At 47.7% G+C, this 18,912-nt stretch carries 18 protein-coding genes and 1 tRNA gene; 17 read left to right on the top strand and 2 right to left on the bottom strand.

Annotated features, from left to right (window positions below; all coding sequences use genetic code 11):
• Positions 1 to 3: 3 nt before the first annotated feature.
• From rsmG to AC0LWN_RS27330, 6 genes are all read left to right on the top strand, one after another.
• A complete protein-coding gene (gene rsmG / locus AC0LWN_RS27355) occupies positions 4 to 726 on the top strand; it encodes a 16S rRNA (guanine(527)-N(7))-methyltransferase RsmG (RefSeq protein WP_474671010.1) in 723 nt (240 codons plus the stop codon).
• A 413-nt stretch (positions 727 to 1,139) separates the two neighbouring features.
• On the top strand, positions 1,140 to 1,955 hold the full coding sequence (noc, locus tag AC0LWN_RS27350) for a nucleoid occlusion protein (RefSeq protein ID WP_458964921.1): 816 nt from the start codon (positions 1,140 to 1,142) through the stop codon (positions 1,953 to 1,955).
• Between the two features lie 208 nt (positions 1,956 to 2,163).
• Positions 2,164 to 2,925 carry a ParA family protein gene (locus tag AC0LWN_RS27345; protein ID WP_474671008.1) on the top strand — a complete coding sequence of 254 codons (762 nt, stop codon included), beginning with the start codon at positions 2,164 to 2,166 and terminating at the stop codon, positions 2,923 to 2,925.
• Positions 2,918 to 3,760, top strand: coding sequence for a ParB/RepB/Spo0J family partition protein (locus AC0LWN_RS27340; protein WP_474671004.1), 843 nt, complete (start codon positions 2,918 to 2,920; stop codon positions 3,758 to 3,760). Before AC0LWN_RS27345 ends, AC0LWN_RS27340 begins: the two co-directional genes overlap by 8 nt.
• A gap of 93 nt (positions 3,761 to 3,853) precedes the next feature.
• Positions 3,854 to 5,017 (top strand): aminotransferase class V-fold PLP-dependent enzyme, encoded by a 1,164-nt coding sequence (locus tag AC0LWN_RS27335; protein WP_474671002.1) that lies wholly within the window; start codon positions 3,854 to 3,856, stop codon positions 5,015 to 5,017.
• Positions 5,018 to 5,037: 20 nt separating this feature from the next.
• Complete coding sequence (locus AC0LWN_RS27330) at positions 5,038 to 5,538, top strand: DUF4446 family protein (RefSeq protein WP_458964925.1); 501 nt, start codon at positions 5,038 to 5,040, stop codon at positions 5,536 to 5,538.
• On the opposite strand, the gene yyaC is transcribed toward AC0LWN_RS27330, so the two are convergent.
• Complete coding sequence (yyaC, locus tag AC0LWN_RS27325; RefSeq protein ID WP_458964926.1) at positions 5,510 to 6,118, bottom strand: spore protease YyaC; 609 nt, start codon at positions 6,116 to 6,118, stop codon at positions 5,510 to 5,512. The two genes, AC0LWN_RS27330 and yyaC, sit on opposite strands and share 29 nt — an antisense overlap.
• Before the next feature lie 115 nt (positions 6,119 to 6,233).
• On the opposite strand from yyaC, the gene AC0LWN_RS27320 reads away from it, so the two are divergent.
• From AC0LWN_RS27320 to AC0LWN_RS27305, 4 genes are all read left to right on the top strand, one after another.
• Positions 6,234 to 6,506, top strand: coding sequence for a putative Se/S carrier protein (locus tag AC0LWN_RS27320; RefSeq protein WP_474670994.1), 273 nt, complete (start codon positions 6,234 to 6,236; stop codon positions 6,504 to 6,506).
• Positions 6,503 to 7,528 carry a mechanosensitive ion channel family protein gene (locus AC0LWN_RS27315; RefSeq protein ID WP_474670992.1) on the top strand — a complete coding sequence of 342 codons (1,026 nt, stop codon included), beginning with the start codon at positions 6,503 to 6,505 and terminating at the stop codon, positions 7,526 to 7,528. The genes AC0LWN_RS27320 and AC0LWN_RS27315 overlap by 4 nt, the downstream gene beginning before the upstream one ends.
• Positions 7,528 to 7,737 carry a DUF951 domain-containing protein gene (locus AC0LWN_RS27310; protein ID WP_458964929.1) on the top strand — a complete coding sequence of 70 codons (210 nt, stop codon included), beginning with the start codon at positions 7,528 to 7,530 and terminating at the stop codon, positions 7,735 to 7,737. The genes AC0LWN_RS27315 and AC0LWN_RS27310 overlap by 1 nt, the downstream gene beginning before the upstream one ends.
• Positions 7,738 to 7,784: 47 nt before the next feature.
• Positions 7,785 to 7,875, top strand: a tRNA-Ser gene (locus tag AC0LWN_RS27305).
• A gap of 361 nt (positions 7,876 to 8,236) precedes the next feature.
• On the opposite strand, the gene AC0LWN_RS27300 is transcribed toward AC0LWN_RS27305, so the two are convergent.
• Positions 8,237 to 8,434, bottom strand: coding sequence for a YjzC family protein (locus tag AC0LWN_RS27300; protein WP_474670990.1), 198 nt, complete (start codon positions 8,432 to 8,434; stop codon positions 8,237 to 8,239).
• A gap of 219 nt (positions 8,435 to 8,653) precedes the next feature.
• Between AC0LWN_RS27300 and rpsF the strand changes: the two genes are divergently transcribed.
• The 7 genes from rpsF to AC0LWN_RS27265 all read left to right on the top strand — a co-directional run bounded on the left by rpsF (position 8,654) and on the right by AC0LWN_RS27265 (position 18,796).
• On the top strand, positions 8,654 to 8,941 hold the full coding sequence (gene rpsF, locus AC0LWN_RS27295; protein ID WP_474670988.1) for a 30S ribosomal protein S6: 288 nt from the start codon (positions 8,654 to 8,656) through the stop codon (positions 8,939 to 8,941).
• Between the two features lie 49 nt (positions 8,942 to 8,990).
• Positions 8,991 to 9,497, top strand: a complete 507-nt coding sequence (ssb, locus tag AC0LWN_RS27290; RefSeq protein WP_474670987.1) for a single-stranded DNA-binding protein — start codon at positions 8,991 to 8,993, stop codon at positions 9,495 to 9,497.
• 20 nt (positions 9,498 to 9,517) lie between these two features.
• A complete protein-coding gene (gene rpsR / locus AC0LWN_RS27285) occupies positions 9,518 to 9,790 on the top strand; it encodes a 30S ribosomal protein S18 (RefSeq protein WP_019914552.1) in 273 nt (90 codons plus the stop codon).
• Between the two features lie 572 nt (positions 9,791 to 10,362).
• Positions 10,363 to 12,369, top strand: a complete 2,007-nt coding sequence (locus AC0LWN_RS27280) for an endonuclease MutS2 (protein WP_474670985.1) — start codon at positions 10,363 to 10,365, stop codon at positions 12,367 to 12,369.
• Positions 12,370 to 12,614: 245 nt separating this feature from the next.
• On the top strand, positions 12,615 to 15,374 hold the full coding sequence (locus tag AC0LWN_RS27275) for an endo-beta-N-acetylglucosaminidase (RefSeq protein WP_474670983.1): 2,760 nt from the start codon (positions 12,615 to 12,617) through the stop codon (positions 15,372 to 15,374).
• Positions 15,375 to 15,643: 269 nt separating this feature from the next.
• Positions 15,644 to 17,356 (top strand): oligopeptide ABC transporter substrate-binding protein, encoded by a 1,713-nt coding sequence (gene opp4A / locus AC0LWN_RS27270; RefSeq protein WP_474670981.1) that lies wholly within the window; start codon positions 15,644 to 15,646, stop codon positions 17,354 to 17,356.
• A 396-nt stretch (positions 17,357 to 17,752) separates the two neighbouring features.
• Positions 17,753 to 18,796, top strand: a complete 1,044-nt coding sequence (locus AC0LWN_RS27265; protein ID WP_474670979.1) for an LCP family protein — start codon at positions 17,753 to 17,755, stop codon at positions 18,794 to 18,796.
• The last annotated feature ends 116 nt before the right edge of the window (positions 18,797 to 18,912 follow it).

Below are 18,912 nucleotides of genomic sequence, written 5' to 3'. Positions count from 1 at the left end.
TTTATGGATAACACTGCAGCGCAGTTTACAATTTTATTGCAGGAACAAGGAATCAAGCTGACACCTGAGCAACTCGCACAATTTGAGCTTTATTTCCAGGAGCTTGTTTCCTGGAATGAAAAAATGAATCTCACCGGCATAACCGAACGCGACCAGGTGTATACTAAGCATTTTTACGATTCACTATCACTTGCCTTCTATGTCAATATGGGAGAAGTGAGGAATCTAGCGGACATCGGTTCCGGCGCCGGCTTCCCGGGAATACCTCTGAAGATCTGTTTTCCGCATCTTAAGCTGACGATCATTGATTCTCTCAGCAAGCGGATAGCTTTTCTCCAGCATGTCTGCGATACTTTAAAATTAAGTAATGTGCAGTTGATTCACGGCCGGGCAGAGGATGTTGCAAGGCAATTTGTTCACCGCGATGCGTATGATCTTGTTACAGCCCGGGCAGTTGCCCGGTTATCGCTGCTGAACGAGTTTTGTCTTCCGTTCACTCGCAAAGATGGTATCTTTGCAGCTATGAAGGGGAATGATCCTTCTGAGGAGCTAACCGAAGCCAAACGCAGCTTGAAGGAATTGCGTGCTGAATTACAAAAGGTAGAATCGTTCAGCCTGCCTGTTGAAGAGTCCGCAAGGCATATTGTGATGATCCGTAAAACCGGAGCCACTCCGGCCAAGTATCCCCGAAAGGCTGGAATCCCGGCCAAATCGCCACTGCTCTAATTGTTTCACGTGAAACAATTTCCAATCCATATGAGTCAAATCAAGATCAAGCTCTTCATATTAATGAAGGCTTGATCTTTTTGTGAATATAGCGATGCTCATGATTCCAGAAGTTCATTGATCAAATACAAAATGCAGGAAAAATAGGTCCCTATGGAGAATAGGATTATAGGCTGAAAAGTGATAGAATAATATAGTAAGACTTTTCATGTGGTAGTATATGAAGGCTAAGAGCCAGGTGATCTCCGGGCTGAAACGGACACCTGAATGCGATACGGACTATCGCTGCTTTTTCGGAAGCCAATGCTCCTTTTAAGGGCGGCGCAACTGCTTCTACTTGCTGTACGATAAGCTTTTCGCTAGGCATGGTCAAGAGGATCGTACTATAACGAAATTAGGTGGTTATGAACGGAATGAAAGAACAATTCACCAAGCTTTTTGGATTTACCGAGCGGAGCAGCGGAGAAGAGATCAAACAAATCCCAGTTCATGAGGTCGTCAGCAGTCCTTATCAGCCACGGACGATTTTTGATGACGAAAAGATAGACGAGCTATGCCAGACTATCAAGACTCATGGGGTTATCCAGCCGATTGTTGTGCGCGTGCGTGATTCCCAGTATGAGATTATTGCAGGTGAACGGCGCTGGCGGGCAGTTAAGAAGTTGGGACTGGAAACGATCCCGGCCATTGTCCGTGAGTTCAATGATTCTCAGGCTGCATCTATCGCCTTGATAGAAAATCTGCAGCGCGAGGGCTTGACTTCAATTGAAGAAGCTATTGCCTATCAGAAGCTGATTGATCTTCACCAATTAACTCAAGAAAGCTTGGCACAGCGGCTCGGCAAAAGCCAATCGACCATTGCTAACAAGATCCGCTTGCTGCAGTTGCCGGAAGAAGTTAAAACAGCATTAATGGAAAGAAAAATTACAGAGCGTCATGCACGGTCACTGTTGTCACTGGACACTGTGGAAATGCAGCTAAAAGTTCTGGATGAGATTATTGCCAAGGGATTAAACGTCAAGCAGACGGAAGCACGCATTGCTTTCTATAAAACAGTAACACAGACAAAAAAATCAAAACGGGTTTCCTACACCAAGGATGTTCGTCTTGCACTCAATACAATTCGCCAATCCATCGACATGGTGTCCGGTTCTGGAATGGAGATTAAGACCTCCGAAAATGATCGCGGGGACCATTATGAGATTGTAATTCAGATCCCAAAAAGATAAATGGTTTCAATAGCTGAAGGCGGCCCTGAGGTGATTGGCCGCCTTTTCTGTGACTTGAACTGAAGTGTATCACATGGGCTAAATATTGAAATTACCTGTATATTTGTCTATATTTCTCGCAGAAATTGATGCCGAATTTCAATGGCGCTTACGCCGTTACAACTTACGACCTACAAGATGATTTTTCTAACAATTCGAGGTGAAATTAGTGTCCAAGATTATTGCCATAGCAAATCAAAAGGGTGGTGTCGGCAAAACAACAACCTCTGTTAACCTGGGGGCCGGAATGGCGACTCTAGGGAAAAGGGTGCTTCTTGTTGATATCGACCCACAAGGCAACACTACAAGCGGTGTTGGCATCAACAAAGCGGATGTAGCAAATTGCATCTATGATATTCTTATCAACGAAGCCGATCCAGAGGAAACCATATTAGAGACACAGATTGAAGGACTTCATATTATTCCGGCGACGATTCAATTGGCTGGTGCGGAGATTGAATTGGTATCCACTATATCCAGAGAGCTGAAGCTGAAGAAAGCACTCAATGCGGTTAAGGGCAATTATGATTATATTATTATTGACTGCCCGCCATCATTGGGGATTCTAACCATTAATTCGCTGACTGCCGCTGACTCTGTGATCATTCCGATCCAATGCGAATATTATGCGCTGGAGGGATTGAGTCAACTGCTCAATACCGTTCGACTTGTCCAGAAGAATCTAAACCCGCATTTGAAAATTGAAGGTGTATTGTTGACGATGCTGGATGCCCGGACCAATCTGGGGATTCAGGTTATTGAAGAAGTGAAGAAATATTTCCAGGAGAAGGTCTATAGAACAATTATCCCTCGCAATGTCCGGTTAAGTGAAGCACCTTCTCATGGACAATCTATTATTACTTACGATAACCGCTCTAAGGGAGCGGAAGTGTACCTAGAGTTGGCAAAGGAAGTGATCTCATATGAGTAAGCGCTTAGGGAAAGGACTAGATGCATTAATCCCATCCTTATCCATCAATGAAGATGATAAGGTTGTGGAGATACCACTGGGGCAGTTGCGGGCTAATCCTTATCAGCCGCGTAAAGATTTCAATGACGAAGCTATTCAAGAATTGGCAGAATCAATCAGACAGCATGGTGTGATTCAACCTATTATTGTTCGCAGCGTACTCAAAGGTTATGAAATCATTGCCGGTGAACGCCGATTCCGGGCCTCACAGTATTGTGGAAAAGCAACGATCCCAGCGGTAGTTCGGAGCTTGAGTGATCAGCAGGTCATGGAAATAGCGCTGATCGAAAACCTGCAGCGGGAAAATCTTAATGCAATGGAAATTGCTGTAGCTTACCAAGGGCTGATGGATCAATTTGCGCTTACCCAGGAAGAACTTTCTCTGAAGGTAGGAAAATCAAGATCCCATATTGCCAACTTTCTCCGTCTGCTGTCATTGCCGGAAGAGGTTAAGGAATATGTTTCACGTGGAACAATTTCCATGGGACATGCCAGAGCTATCGTGGGGCTGAAGGATTCCGAAGCAGTGAAGCAACTCGCGGATCAATGCGTGGAGCAGCAATGGAGTGTCAGAGAGCTGGAGGAGGTTGTGAAAAACCTCGACCGTAAACCTACAGGGACAGTTAAAACGAAGGTGGTCAAGCGGGATCCATATATTGATAATGTAGAGGAAATGCTGCGCGAAAGATTCAAAACGACGGTAAAAATTAAGCAAGGAAAAGAAAAAGGGAAAATCGAATTGAACTATTACAGTGCCCAAGACCTGGAAAGATTATTGGAGCTGTTGGGAAACTGAGATGGATATCTGTGCCCGAAAACATATCCTGAGATATCCCTTAAAACGGATATGGAGGGGTATGTTTTTATAATGAGAAGGTGGGGGTAGGAGATGGAAAAGCTGGTTTATTTGGATCATGCGGCAACATCATGGCCAAAACCGCCTGAAGTCGGTGCGGCAATGATGGAGGTGCTTGAGCATTCCGGAGCAAATGCCGGACGAGGAAATCATTCACTGGCGATAGGTGCGGGGCGGGTGCTGGTGAAAGCGCGGAACCAGCTCGCTGGACTTTTTTCTATTTCCAACGCTCAAGACATTGCCTTCACAAACAACACCACAATGGGACTAAATATGGCTATTAAGGGTACACTTCAACCAGGGGATCATGTGATATCGACGATGACGGAACACAACTCTGTGCGCCGGCCGCTGGAATACTTGCGCGCGACAAAAGGAATTTCCGTTGATTATGTAAAGGTTGATCAAGAGGGACAAGTGGACTTACTTGAGCTGCAAAGTAGCTTTAGGCCAAACACAAAAATGGTGATCTGCAATCACAGCTCCAATTTGCTGGGGAGTATTCTGCCCATCGGCGAAATTGGGGATATGGCGAAATCACATGGTGCGGTCTTTTTAGTTGATGCTGCTCAAAGTGCCGGCTCCCTGACTATTGATGTGGGGGGGATGAATATAGACCTGCTTGCTTTTCCGGGGCACAAAGGGCTGCTCGGTCCACAAGGGACAGGGGGACTGTATATATCACCTGCACTGGATTTGGAGCCGCTGCTGCACGGAGGGACAGGCAGTCAGTCGGAAAATAGCGCCCAGCCGAGTGTGAGGCCCGATCGTTATGAGGCAGGTACGCAAAATGCTGTAGGCATAGCGGGGCTACTCGCAGGTGTGAAAAAAGTAATGTCTATTGGGACACGGAATATTCACCAGCAGGAGTGGCTGTTGACTCAAAAGCTTATGGAAGGCTTGTCCGGCATTCCTGGTATCAGATTGCTTGGGCCGGGTCTGGGATCACAGCGCAGCGGGATTGTAGCCTTCGTCATTGAGGGGGAGGAGTCAGCACATATCGCTCACCGTCTGGATCGTGAATATAATATCGCCGTGCGTGCAGGGATGCACTGCACTCCTTTGGCTCATATGGCTGTAGATACATTGGAGAGCGGAGCTGTGAGAGCAAGTGTTGGCGTTAGCTCAACGGAGCAGGATATTGACAGAATGCTGGCCGCCATGGTGGAGATGTATGGCCGCGCTCGCATAAGATAAAAATAAAGGATGGTCCATACATGTCGGAATTAAATCAAATAATTACAGAGCAGCTATCACTATTTATCATGGGATTTGCATTCGTAATCATACTGCTGGCAATAGTTCTAATCGTTCAGGGGGCGAAAATCCGGAAAATGCGGCGCAGATATGAAGCCATGATGACCGGTAATGGTGTAGAGGACCTCGAAACCCTGCTGATTGATCTGAAAAATCAAGGAGACATGCTGGAAGAAGGCCAACGCGAGCATAAAGCAATGATTGAAGCAGCGCAGGCCAAAATCCGCGGTATGAAATCAAAGGTTGCGTTGAAGCGGTACAATGCCTTTGGGGAGCGTGGAAATGACCTGAGCTTCTCGCTTGCTATACTGGATGACAATCGCAACGGAATTGTTCTGACCAGCCTTCATAACCGGGAAAATTCTTATATTTACTCCAAACCCCTGGAGAACGGGGAATCACAATATCCATTGTCTCCTGAAGAAAAAGAGGTTATTGCTCTCGCGTTGCAGCAGAGCTAGCGTGGGTATTCCACTGCTTCAAGGCCGAATAGAGGCTAGAGGCAATGATGTCTGATAGCCGCATTACAAGACTCAATCTTGTATTCTGCAGGACAAAGTACTCCATGAATCCGCCGACATTTACAATCCCGGTCAGATGGATATCCCCGACAGGGGGAAGCTGCTTGTTCACCCCGGCTCCGGGCCGCAGCGGGCCGTCAACGACCTGAATGCAGCCGACACTTGCGGAATGACCCAGGCAGGCATCAATACCGATGATAAAAGGATTATTATGCTTTTCATGAATAAGGGTAAGGGTTTCTTCCAGATTCACAGCATGCACAGGCTCGTCTAGTGTGCCATACAGATGAAACAGGGGACTATGGAAACGGGCTAACGCTGTGCCGACAAGCGGGCCGAGTGCGTCCCCGGTCGAACGGTCTGTACCCACACATACAATAATGATCGGTGTATCAGAGCGGGTGCGTGAAAAGTGGAAAAGCAGCCGATGGGTAATGGCAGAATAGATATTGGGATCGGCATGTGATATTTTTAAACAAGACGGTTCTGGCAATGGAGCAGCTTTAGAAGAAAAATTCATAGGATCTTCCTTTCTGAGCCGGGAGTTATTATGATCCTAGTATATGGATGCAAGAAGCTTTTTATACTTGAGTGGGAAGAGATAGGACGATTAGCCTAAGGAGGCGCGCGTGTGTATGGATGAAGAACTACTGATTGCCTTTGACTCCACCCAGCAGGCGCTGCGTGCCGAAATGCTGCTCGAATATGCAGAAGTTGAGATTGATATATTCCCGACTCCCAAGGAGATTACAGCAGGGTGCGCGATGTCGATTCAATTTCCAACTGAGGCGCTGGAAGAGGTTCAGAAAATTATTGAGGAGCAGAATGTTGAAATACGCGGGATTTATGGTAAATCCGCAGACGGCGGCTACTTATTAGTCGGGGAAAGAGAGGGAGGAACCCAATGAATAAGTGGACACTGGAAACAACAACTGAGGAAGCTGTAAAAGGGATCGTTCAATTCAGAGATAAAGTATGGAATTTGCTGTCAGATGTAGATATGTGGGTAAATGTGCTTTTTGCAGGCCTGAGGATTCTAATCATCTTTATTGTAACCCGGGTCATTATTAAGGTTGTATCGAAGGTGATCGACCGTTCAATGGAGAGAGAAACCCGTGGCAGACTGCTCTCGAACAATCGCCGGTTCTCAACCGTAGGCGGGCTGCTTAAAAATGTAGTTACGTTCATCTGCAATTTTGTCATGATTCTACTTGTTCTTTCCGAGTTCAATATCAACCTTGGACCACTGCTCGCAGGTGCTGGCGTGGTTGGACTTGCTATCGGGTTTGGCGCACAAAGTTTGGTCAAGGATGTAATCACAGGGTTTTTTATTATTTTTGAGGATCAGTTCGCGGTTGGCGATGTGATTCAGACGGGAACCTACAAAGGGACGGTTGAGATGATTGGTCTCAGAACGACCAGACTGCTTAGCAGCACCGGAGAGGTGCATATCATCCCTAATGGTACAATCATCAATGTTACGAACTATTCGCTGGCGAACGCACTCGCGGTAGTGGATGTTCCGGTCAAGATCGAACGGGGCCTGGAGACTACATTGTCATTAATCGGGGAAGCACTTGTAGGGATCGAGGACCGGAGTCCAAATGTTATTGCTTATCCCAATATTCTTGGCATCCAGTCGATGAGCACCTCAGAGTATGTGATCCGGGTAGCGGCGAATTGCCTTCCTAATGCGCGGGATGCTGCGGAACGGCAAATTCAAAGTGATATTAAGCAGGCGCTGGAGAAGCAGAGCGCACTCGAGGCGGCTAGGGCCGAACAGGAAGCACGCCAGCAGGTGGAGCGGGAGGCAAGGGCGGCAATGGAAGCAAGGGCTCTGGCGGACGCACAGCGGGGACATGAATCGTCTAGTCGGAGTCTGAATAGGCAAGTGGCGGCAGCACAAGAGGGAGAAGAGGAGGGAGACTAATGGAACGGAAGGTTTTTGGACTGGGCGATATCGTGCAAATGAAGAAGCAGCATCCTTGCGGCACCAATGAAATGGAGATTATCCGTATGGGGATGGACATCCGGATTAAGTGTACCGGCTGTCAGCATAGTGTCCTGATTCCCCGTGCCAAGTTCGAGAAGAACATGAAAAAAGTGCTGCGTGCAGCAGAAGCGCCAGATGCTGAATAATGGGACTTGCAAAAGCAACGGTGCCATGATACAATAATTCTTGCTGCGGAGAGGTACCCAAGAGGCCCAAGGGGGCTGACTCGAAATCAGTTAGGCGTGTCAAAGCGTGCGTGGGTTCGAATCCCACCCTCTCCGCCACTTCAGTATAATATCATTTGTTTATGAATCCTTCGTTATCAGAACGAAGGTTTTTTGTTTCTTTACATACTTTAGACATATGCAAAAAGAGGAACCTTTTCAGGTCCCTCTCCAGAGGCAGTACATCAATGATGTTCGGATTTTTTCTGTCTATAGCCGCTAAAGTGAAAAAGGTATTGCTGGGCTGAATCCTTATTTAAGGGACTCAGCCTTTACTCTCCCTGTCTTACAATAGTTGCTGATTCAGAAATCCTGTGATTGTGTTCGTCTACGACGTCCAACGGAACCACACCTCTCTTTTGTACTGCCTAATTGTATTATGTGCATGTACAGTTTTTTTATACACCGCTTTAAAAATAAATTAGTGGACGCGCGCCTTTTCAACCTTTTTCCACTTGCGGTTTTTATTTGTGGTTTCAGGGAAGGGGTCGCCTTTCTCCATCTTGATCCGCTTCGGGTTCTGAATTTCGGTGTGGAAGCTCCGCGCCTCGCCTACCTCGGTGTACAAGCCTGGATTCGGGGCCTTGTCGCCTTTTTCATATTCTGTTTTTTCGCCCATGATATCTCTCCTTCTGTAAGCGTAGTAAATGCATTGTATATTGTGCGCACAGAGGATTGTCTTCATGTAAATTATTTAAGACCCATGATCTGGCGTGCATGAATAATGCTTGCAATCATCAGAACAATTTGGTATATTCATTTGGTGCGAGTCTATGTTTGTGCTCGTTCCTTGCTCCTGACATGATCAGGGGCCGCAGACCATAAGGAGGTGAAAATTATGCGCAAATATGAAGTCATGTACATTATTCGTCCTGACATTGAACAAGAAGCCGTTCAAGCAGCAGTCGAAAAATTCCAAGGCATCATCTCCAACGGCGGAGGAGAAATTACAAAGCACGATGTGCAGGGTAAGCGCCGTCTTGCGTATGAGATCAAGAAATTCCGTGATGGCGTTTATGTTCTGGTTAACTTCACTGCAGAACCTGCAGTAGTTACTGAATTGGAACGTCTCATGAAGATTTCCGACGAAGTCATTCGTTATCTCATTACGAACGACGTTGCCTAAGGTATTGACAAGCTTTGTAATGAATCGCTCTACAAGGAGGGGACCATAATTGTTGAACCGTATCATTCTGATCGGTCGGTTGACCCGTGACCCGGAACTTCGCTATACTCCTGCTGGTGTTGCCGTAACACAGTTTACGCTTGCCGTAGACCGTAACTTTACGGGCCAGAACGGTGAACGCGAGGCGGACTTTATCCCGGTAGTAACCTGGAGACAGCTGGCTGAAACCTGTGCCAATTATTTGCGCAAAGGACGTCTGACAGCCGTGGAAGGCCGCATCCAAGTACGGAATTACGAGAATAATGAAGGTAAACGTGTATACGTTACTGAAGTTATTGCTGATAATGTCCGTTTTCTGGAATCTTCGCAGAATCGTGAAGGTGGAAATGCATCTGGCAGTGGAAATATGCCCGAAGAACCAGCCTATGGCGGTGGTAACGGCGGTAACAGTGGACGCGGAAGCAGCAATAATTTCTCGCGTAGCAACAATAATCAAGATCCTTTTTCGGGCGATGGAAAACCGATTGATATATCGGACGATGATTTGCCATTTTAATAAGGAAGGACTGAACTGACATGGCTTTCAAGCAAAGAGAAGGCGGAGACAACGACAAAAGACCAGCACGTCGTGGTGGACGCAACAAGCGTAAGAAAGTGTGCTACTTCACTGTGAACAAGATTACTCACATTGATTATAAAGACACTGAGCTTCTTAAGAAGTTCATCAGCGAACGCGGAAAGATTTTGCCGCGTCGTGTAACTGGTACAAGTGCAAAATACCAACGCGCTCTGACCATTGCTGTAAAACGCTCGCGTCAAATCGCGCTGCTGCCTTACACAACGGAATAAGACGTTATACGAAGCAGCCGGGAAACCGGCTGCTTTTTTGTGCCAATTACAGCCTGGATGCGGAATTTTAATGAAAATAGACTCCTGTATGCCGGCTGTTAATTGACGTAGAATACAGAATGTAGTAAATTACAGATATCCTATAACTAAAGGGGAAATATTGATGTCGGTGAGCGTTCTTAACTAAGCAATTTCATATCATCTGATTAGCAGGCTGTGCAGGTCTCGCTTATGGCGATACATGTGCTCTATTTGATTATGTCCGCCGAGGATCTAATCGAAGCTTGTTGAAGGATGAATGATTTAGTTAAGAACACACTAGAAGCGTCATGAAGCCTCTTTACGGCTAATGATCTCTTTGTTATTAAACCGTGCTCTTGCAGCACGGTTTTTCTGTTGTCAGATACGCTCCACGCAAGGTGCGGAGCTGACAGAATGCAAAGAGGGCAATAGCCTGCCAATTGAGGGCAAAGACCGCCGTGGTGGCAGTCTTTGCCCTTTTTTGCGTTAGCGTTAGGAAATAGCTCTGTCAGCCTGAGAACTCAGGCGAGGACTGAAGGAGGATTACGAAGATGAATTCACAAAGCCTGAACACTCTGGAGTACGAGGAGATCAAGCAGGAGCTGGGGAGGCATGCGGTATCTTATGAGGGGAAAAGACATGTGAACGAGCTTATACCCATGACTTATCTGCCGGCGATTCATAGGGCGATGGATGAAGCGGCCGAGGCCAAGGAGCTGCTGGAAAGAGGCGCGAGTGTCCCTATTCCTTCATTGGATGGAATGGAGTGGATCATCTCGCTGCTTGGCACGGGCTATCTGTACAGTGTGCAGGATTTTACAGCGGTCTCCCTGTTTCTGAATAGCTGCGGCCAGTTGCGCAAATATATGGCCTCCAAGGAGCAGAGTGCTCCACGGATTGCTTCATATGCGGCTTCATTGATGGAGCTTAAGTCTGTACAGGAGGAGATTGAACGCTGTATCCGTTTTGGAGCTATTGACGATCAGGCCAGCAAGGGACTGGAGCGGGTCCGTAAACGGCTGAACGTGGCTAAAGACCGGCTGCAAAGAAAAATAGAAGGTGTGATGTCCAGGCACCAGGCAATTCTTCAAGAGAATCTGGTCAGTATGCGCGGTGGACGGTATGTCATCCCTGTTAAAAGGGAATATCACAAGCAGGTGAAGGGTGCGGTGCTGGATCAGTCGACCAGCGGGCAGACGGTATTTGTAGAGCCTGACGAGATCGCTGCTTTGCAGGGAGAGCTTGAGCTGCTGTCAGCGGATGAGGCACGGGAGGAAACGCTGATTCTAAGCATGCTGACCGGCCTCCTTGAGCAGGAGCAGGCGGCGCTGCGTCTCAATGTTGAAATCACCGGGAATTACGATTTTATTTTTGCCAAAGCCAAATATGGACGGACGCTTGGCGCAAGGGCAGTGGCCTTGAATGACAAGGGCTTCCTACGAATGAACGGCGGCAGACATCCGAAGCTGAAGGATATGGTGCCGGTCAGCCTGGAATTCGGCAAAGGATACAAATCTCTGATCGTCACGGGGCCAAATACAGGCGGCAAAACGGTCGTGCTGAAAACATTGGGGCTGCTAACACTGATGGCGCAATCCGGGCTGCTGATTCCTGCAGAGGAAGGGAGCGATTTTACAGTATTTACGGATGTGATCAGTGTGATCGGGGACGGACAGAGCCTCACGCAGTCGCTAAGCACCTTCTCGGCGCAGATGAAGAGCATTGAGGGGATGCTGAGGGATGCAGGCAAAGGTGTGCTGCTGCTGATTGATGAGCTGGCGGCGGGTACGGACCCGGAAGAAGGGTTTGCGTTGTCTATCGCTATTCTCGAAGAGCTGAACCGCAAAGGCGCCAATATTATGGTTACCACGCATTTTAATGAGCTAAAGGTCTTCGCCGCCTCCACCAGCGGGTTTCAAAATGCGCGGATGGAGTTTGATAAGGATACGCTGCAGCCGCTCTACCGGCTGACGATTGGCGAGGCGGGCGAGAGCTACGCCCTGCAGATTGCCGAGAAGCTGGGGATACCGGAAGCGGTCATCCGGCGCTCGCAGGAGCTGGTCGTGCAGCAGCGCGAATTAGACGGGAACAGAAGGTTCAGGAACAGTTTCAATGTGCAAGGAGGCCATAAAACGCCTGAGGTTGGCAAGGATACCGGCAGAGAGGGGTCTGCAGGTCCAAAACCAGTTATTAACGAAGCAGAGGATACTTCAACACGCCCAATTGATGAGGAGCAGGCTCAACAGGACACCGACGGTAAAGAGAAGAGGAAAGATTTTGAAGTCGGGGATGCGGTGTATGTCAGCTCGATGGGGCGGACGGGAATTGTCTATGAGAAGAGGGACGCACTGGGAATGGTCGGAGTGATGATTCAGAAGCAAAAAATGAGATTTAATCACAAACGGCTAAAGCCGTACCTTTCCAAAGAGGAGCTGTATCCGGACGACTATGATTTTGATATTATTTTCGAGAGCAAGGATACGCGGAAAAAGCGCAAGCTGATGCGTAGAAAGCATGTGGAAGGCCTGACAATCATCCATAAGGAGGAAGAAAGGTAAGAGGTGTAGTACACCCCGAGGTCTGCCCGTATGGGCGGGCCTTTTTCTGCCAGGTACTACTGGGAAATTTCTTTAATTTGTCAGTTGTATCTTTTATTTTTCCACTATATGTAAGGGCTTTCATGGGCTATATTGAAAAGCAAATATCTTGCCCGGGAGAGGAGGGGAGGGACCTAAACGGGAGATTTATCGTATCACAGGCATGACTGCAAGCGTTCTCATATTCTCAACAAAGGAGTTGACTAATGAACATGCATTTGCAAATTAAAAAGAAAGCTGTTTCCAGAATTTCTGCAGTACTGTTGATTGCTGCGCTGGTTGCGACAGGCATGCCATTGCAAGTACAAGCTGGAGATACGTGGCCGTTCAAAGAAGAAGCAGCGCATGGTGTGAATCAACCAAGCGTACACGGTTACACAAGCGGCCACATTCTGGATTGGAGTCCGGAAACGGACCGCGATGCGGAGATGCTGCGGTCCTTCGTTCCTTTGCAGCACAGAATTGCTCCATTTGCCGCTACACAGGCTAAACCCAACCTGAATCCAAATGTAAAGATGACCAATGTAAGTGGCGATTACGGCAATGCGTTCATCGAAAATGCTGCCTATACGAACAAGTTTGCCCAATACCACTTCGGCTTTTGGCAGTATGTGGACTATTGGTCGCCTTGGCATGGAACGGCCACGGCTTATACGCCATCTGCATATTATGATGATGTTGCGCAAGCTGACTGGAAGCAGAAATGGTTCGAATTCGGGATCCTGAACATTCCGAACCCGACCTATACGGATGCCGCTCACAAGAATGGCGTATTGTCCCTGGCCGGCATCTTTTTCTCTAACAATGACCGTGGACAGCAGACGTATAAACAGATGCTTGTCAAGGATGCGAGCGGCGGGTTCCCTGTTGCCAAGAAGCTGGCCCAGATGGCCAAATACTTCGGCTATGACGGTTATTTCATCAATCAGGAGGAACAAAGCCCCAACGTTCAAACGAGCGATATTCCAGATTATATTGAATTTATTAAGACACTGAAAAAGGGCGGTTTATACGTACAATGGTATGACTCCCTGAATACGTCCAGCGGGCAAAATACTTTTGCAAGAACCTTCAACGATAGCAATATTTCGCTGCTGTATGACAAGAACAAGAAGGAGGCGGTTTCTGACTCCTATTTCTTTGATTACGGCGTGGGTCAGACCCAGATTAATAGCGCCAAGAGCTATTTGAACCAGTTGAATGCCAGTTCCGGAACCAGCTATTCCATTTATGATGTCGGCTTTGCCGGTCTGGAAGCGGGACGCGACAGATTTACCTCGACTAACGTCAATGCGCTCAAAAGCAAGCTGGACGGAAGCGGTGTGCCGCTCGTCAGTATAGCGACGCTTGGAGCCGATTTTGTACATGCTGGCTATAATGATAATCTGCCTTGGCCGTCGAATGACCGGGCAAATAATGACTATCAGTGGGAAACGAAGAAAAGAGAGCAGCAATGGTGGTCAAGCCCGAACGCGAACCCCCGGGAAACGGCTGCTTCCACGGCTTGGCCGGGAATTTCATCAGTCATTGCGGAGCGTTCCGTCATTGGCAGCACCAACTTCTATACGAACTTCAACACCGGCCACGGTTTGTCCTACTATAAAGCTGGCGCGGTTTCGAGCAATAATGAATGGTCCAACATGAGCTTGCAGGATGTGCCGGTAACCTGGCAATGGTGGCAGGATACCACTGGCAGCAGGCTGACGGTGGATTATGACTACGGCTACAAATATAAGAAGGACCCGGCTTTCAGCTATACACAAATCGGAGGCTACGACGGAGGGAGCTCGCTTGCTATAAGCGGCAATCTTAATGCCGAGAACTTCCTGCGTTTGTATAAAACCGAGCTGGACGTCAAAACCACCTCCAAGCTGTCGCTTACGTACAACAAACCTTCGGTGAATGATGCTTCTTCGATGTCTATCGGCCTGATCTTTAAAGACCAGCCGAACACGGTTGTCAAAGTGCCTGTAGCTGACGGCAGCAAAACAACCGGATGGACGACGAAAGAATTGGATCTTAGCATCTATGCCGGTAAGACTATCGTGGCATTCGGTCTCGTTGCTGCTCCGAACGGCAGCGCGATTACGGGCTATCAGATGAATGTCGGGCAAATCCGGATTTATGACGGCACAGCCGCTCTTCCGGCGGCTCCAACAGGTCTTGCCTTGACCAATGTGTTCACCGATACCAACGAAATGGTTATCCATTGGGACATCAATACAAATTTTTCCCAGGTCAAAAATTATAATGTTTACGTCAATGATGTATTCGTTGGCGGCAAATACGACAAAACCTTTTACATCAAAAAACTGCCGGCCCGTTCGGGGGTTGTAAAAGTAATTCCGGTGGGAGCGGATGGCCGCGAAGGTGCAGCAGCAGCGCTGCCGTTCGATCTGAATGCCGCCGTTTCCGGCATCGGAGCCGTTTCCGGGGAGAATGGAGAGCTTGCGGTATCCTGGACGAATCCTGCAGCAGCATCCGGCGCAATTACAGTAAGCGTGAAATCGCTAAACTGGACGACAACAGCAGCGCCGATATCCGCGACTAAGACGGTCCCGGCCGGATCGACTTCCGCACTATTTACGGGCATGCCTATCAATGGGGATGACTATGTTGTCAGCATAGCAGTGGGCAATCAGCACCCGGTTGCGAAGAGCGGCAATTTTATTGACAAAACAATAGAGCCTTATGCGGAAGCTTGGTCCTGGAAAGGAAATACGCTGAGCCTGCCGATGCCGAACACAAGAGACTGGCGCTATCTGTACGTCTACGAGAATGGGGTTGCCATGCAGTTCGATACCACCTACTCATCCGGTAAGAAGCCTTATATCGTTCGCGGACGTTCTACAAAGGCCTCCTTATTTGTAACGCCTGCGTCTACTTCAAGCAACATTACACTTGTTATGGAGGACTACGCCGGCAACAAATCAGCACCTGTATATGTACGGGGGGCTGGAAAATAATCGAGTAGCAGGAGCGTTCCGCTCAGAGATTTTTTGGGCGGAACGCTCTTTTTGCGTTTATATGGGCGATTTGGACCTCATTTGGCATCGCTGAAGAGCATGTTATAATGCTATAGTCTGGTAATCCAAGAATTTCGTTGATATACTTGAGCGGAATCTGTCATTTTCTTTTTAACCTGTAGAAATATAATGGCATATATATAGAACTAGAGAAGTTTTTAAGAAAAGTGCTTGCGGAGAGCGCTTACATTTGGGAAGGGAAGGACTATATGAGTAGGCTCAAATTTAGCGGGCTGCTGCTTGCAGTGGCAATCTTGTTATCCGCGTGCAGCATAACGGGCTCAGACAACCATTCCGATTCGGTGCAATTTGATAAGACGGCAGAAAAGCCTGTGGCTGGGGGAATTGTTACATACGGCTACTCCTCTCCATTCCAGGGCTTGTTTGAGCCTGTCTTTTATGAAGGTGAAGACGACGCTCAGGTTCTGGAGTTCATTACGGAGGCCATGTTTACGGTAAAGGACGACTTGTCTACAGTACCCAATATTGCTACTTGGCAGGAGTCCGAGGACCATACGGTCTTTACTTTTAAAATAAAACCGGGTGTTCTCTGGCATAATGGCGACGAGCTGACGGTGGAGGATTGGAAATTTGCGCTTGAAACGATTGCCAGTCCCGATTATACGGGGTCGCGTTACTACAGTGTGGAAATGATTAAAGGTGTGGAAGCTTATCATAAGGGAGAAGCCAAGGAGATATCCGGCATTAAGGTCATTGATCCCTACACGCTGAGAATTACGATGAATGCCGTCCGTGTGAATACGATCGACAATCTGTGGCCATACCCGATGAACAAAAAGTATTTCAGCGGAGTAGCGGTCAAGGATATGGCTGCCAGTGATCAGGTGCGAAAGCATCCCATCGGCATAGGTCCGTTTGAGGTAACCAATATTGTTCCGGGGCAGCTCGTGGAAATGAAGCGGTTTGACGATTATTACCAGGGCAAGGCGCTGCTGGACGGTGTGCAGTATAAGGTATTTGATGACAAAGAAATCACAGGACTTTTTGAAGAAAACAAGCTTGATATGGCGATGGCGCCGCGTGACAGGTATGCAGACCTTGCGAAGCTGGACAAGGTGGATATCTTACAGTCCCCAGAGCTGTCTTACGAGTACATCGGGTTCAAATTTGGGTCTTGGGATAAAGAAGCCCAGAAGATTGTTATGAATAATCCCAAGTTTAAGGACAAACGTTTACGCCAGGCCATGTATTATGCGCTGGATCGTGAAGGCATTATCAATAAATATTCTTATGGGCTAGGCAGTCTGATTGAAACACCGGTTCCCAGCTCAAGCTGGGCCAAAATCGCCGATTCAGAAATCAATACTTATCCTTATAGCCCGGAAAAAGCAAAAGCGCTGCTGGACGAGGCGGGATATGTTGACACAGATGGCGATGGCTTCCGCGAGGACCCCAAAGGCAAGAAGCTGGTAATTCATTATGACGCCATGACCGGCAGCACGACGGCGGAGCCGCGTACCCAGGCTATCCTGCAGAACTGGCGGGATGTGGGGCTGGATGTCCGGCTGAACGGCGGGCAATTGAAGGAGCTTAACACCTTCTATGAAGCGGTGGAGAATGACGACCCGTCAGTCGAGCTGTTCAACGGGGTATGGGGACTGGCCAGTGATCCCGATCCTTCAGGCTTATGGCGGGCAAATGACCTGTGGAATTATGCACGGTGGAGCTCAAAGCGCAGTGAAGAGCTGATTCATGAAGGCATAGGAGTGAAATCATACGATAAGGAGCACCGCAAGCAGGTCTATTATGAGTGGCAAAAACTGATTAATGATGAAGTGCCGATGATCTTTTTTGCCGAGCGGACGAATATTACTGCCGTCAATAAACGTCTGCAGAACGTGCACGTCAATTCCATGAGCAGCATTATTGAGCCGCAAAAATGGTGGATAAAGAATGAATAGCAGCAAAGCTCGGGAGACGCGGCCAAATGCCGGAGGACCCCCCGGCTTTGCTTTTTTTTTGCGAAATCTGAATCAAAATGAAGTTTAGTTCGTCATATACTTTACAGATTACAAGTACCCTTAGCACTAATACTGTCGTTATTTGTTGTTTCTTTTTCGGTGACAAGTGATTACAATAGAAATATTGTTTGTGTGCCAATGTAGTTTTCCAAGTATATACCACCCTTTAGAATGACCCGAATTCCGGAAAGGAGGGAACCCTAATACTGAATCGGGCACAACCCATAACAGCCGAGAAAAGCCCACTATGACTGCTTGGTACGTTACAGGCAAGCATTGTAAATAGATCGCAAGCAATTATCTATACATTCCACCATAAAGAAGGAATCAAAAATCATGAACAAATTCAGAAAAATAAAGAAACGATATATCGTCATTATTTCTGCGCTGGTAGTGATTCTCCTCGGAGGATTTCTGTTCCAAAAACAGCTGGCTGTACTGGCGTTTGATCTATTTCTGTCGGATCGGGTCGAGAACAAGCTGGCGGAGGAATCTTATAAGCCTTTGGTTAATGACAGCACCACTACGGTCAAACCGGAACCCATTGTCTACAAAAGTGATCCGTTCTCGCTGATGCTGCTCGGTACAGACCAGCGCAAGAACGAAACTGCCCGTTCGGATACCATGATCTATGCGGTTATTCGTCCGGAGGATTATAAGATCCTGCTGATCTCCATACCGCGTGATACGTATACCGAAATCATTGGACACGACGATAATAAAAAAGATAAAATAACACATGCTTACGCATTTGGCGGTCAGAAAATGGCTAAAGACACGCTGGAAGCACTGCTCGGCCACGAAATTCAATATTATGCCACAATTAATTTTCAGGGTCTGAAGGATGCAGTTGATGCCATTGGCGGTGTTCCGCTGCCCATCAAAAAGGATATTGTGAATAAGGGTAAGGATCATGAGAAATTCACCATTAAAGGCGGAAAATCGAACTATAACGGTGAAGAAGCGCTCAATTATACACGGTACCGTGAGGACAGTGACTTCAACCGCACGAAACGGCAGCAGGTCTTTATTGATGTGGTAGCGAATAAAATGTTATCCATCAGCCAAATCGGCAATATTCCTGAGCTATTGGATATTATGGGTGAGAACTTCAAGACCGATATCCAGCCTTCCATGATCATCAGTCTTGCGAGAAAGTTCATGGGCGGCAAGGATATGGATATATCCAGCTTCACGGTTATGGGTGAAGGCAAACGCATTGGCGGGATATACTATGACATCGTTAATGAAGAGGATCTGAGCAAAGCGAAGGCTATGATCGACAACTGGATGAATGCCAGCACGCCGGTAGATCAATTGATCGAGCCGGGCAAGGCGCAAAATGCGCTGGAGCCTGCGGCTACAGCAGCAGCTCAATAATAGCCCCGGTTATAACACCATAAGATACAGCAGCAGCAGCCATGTGCAGGGTCGATGGCTGCTGCTTACTGTTCTCATGTTATAATGGTGTGGAGCCAAGCGGAAACGGCCTCGCC

It is taken from the genome of Paenibacillus sp. sgz302115, from assembly GCF_056120445.1.
Note: the sequence above shows the minus strand (reverse complement) of the source record. Positions and strands in the feature narration are given on the sequence as shown.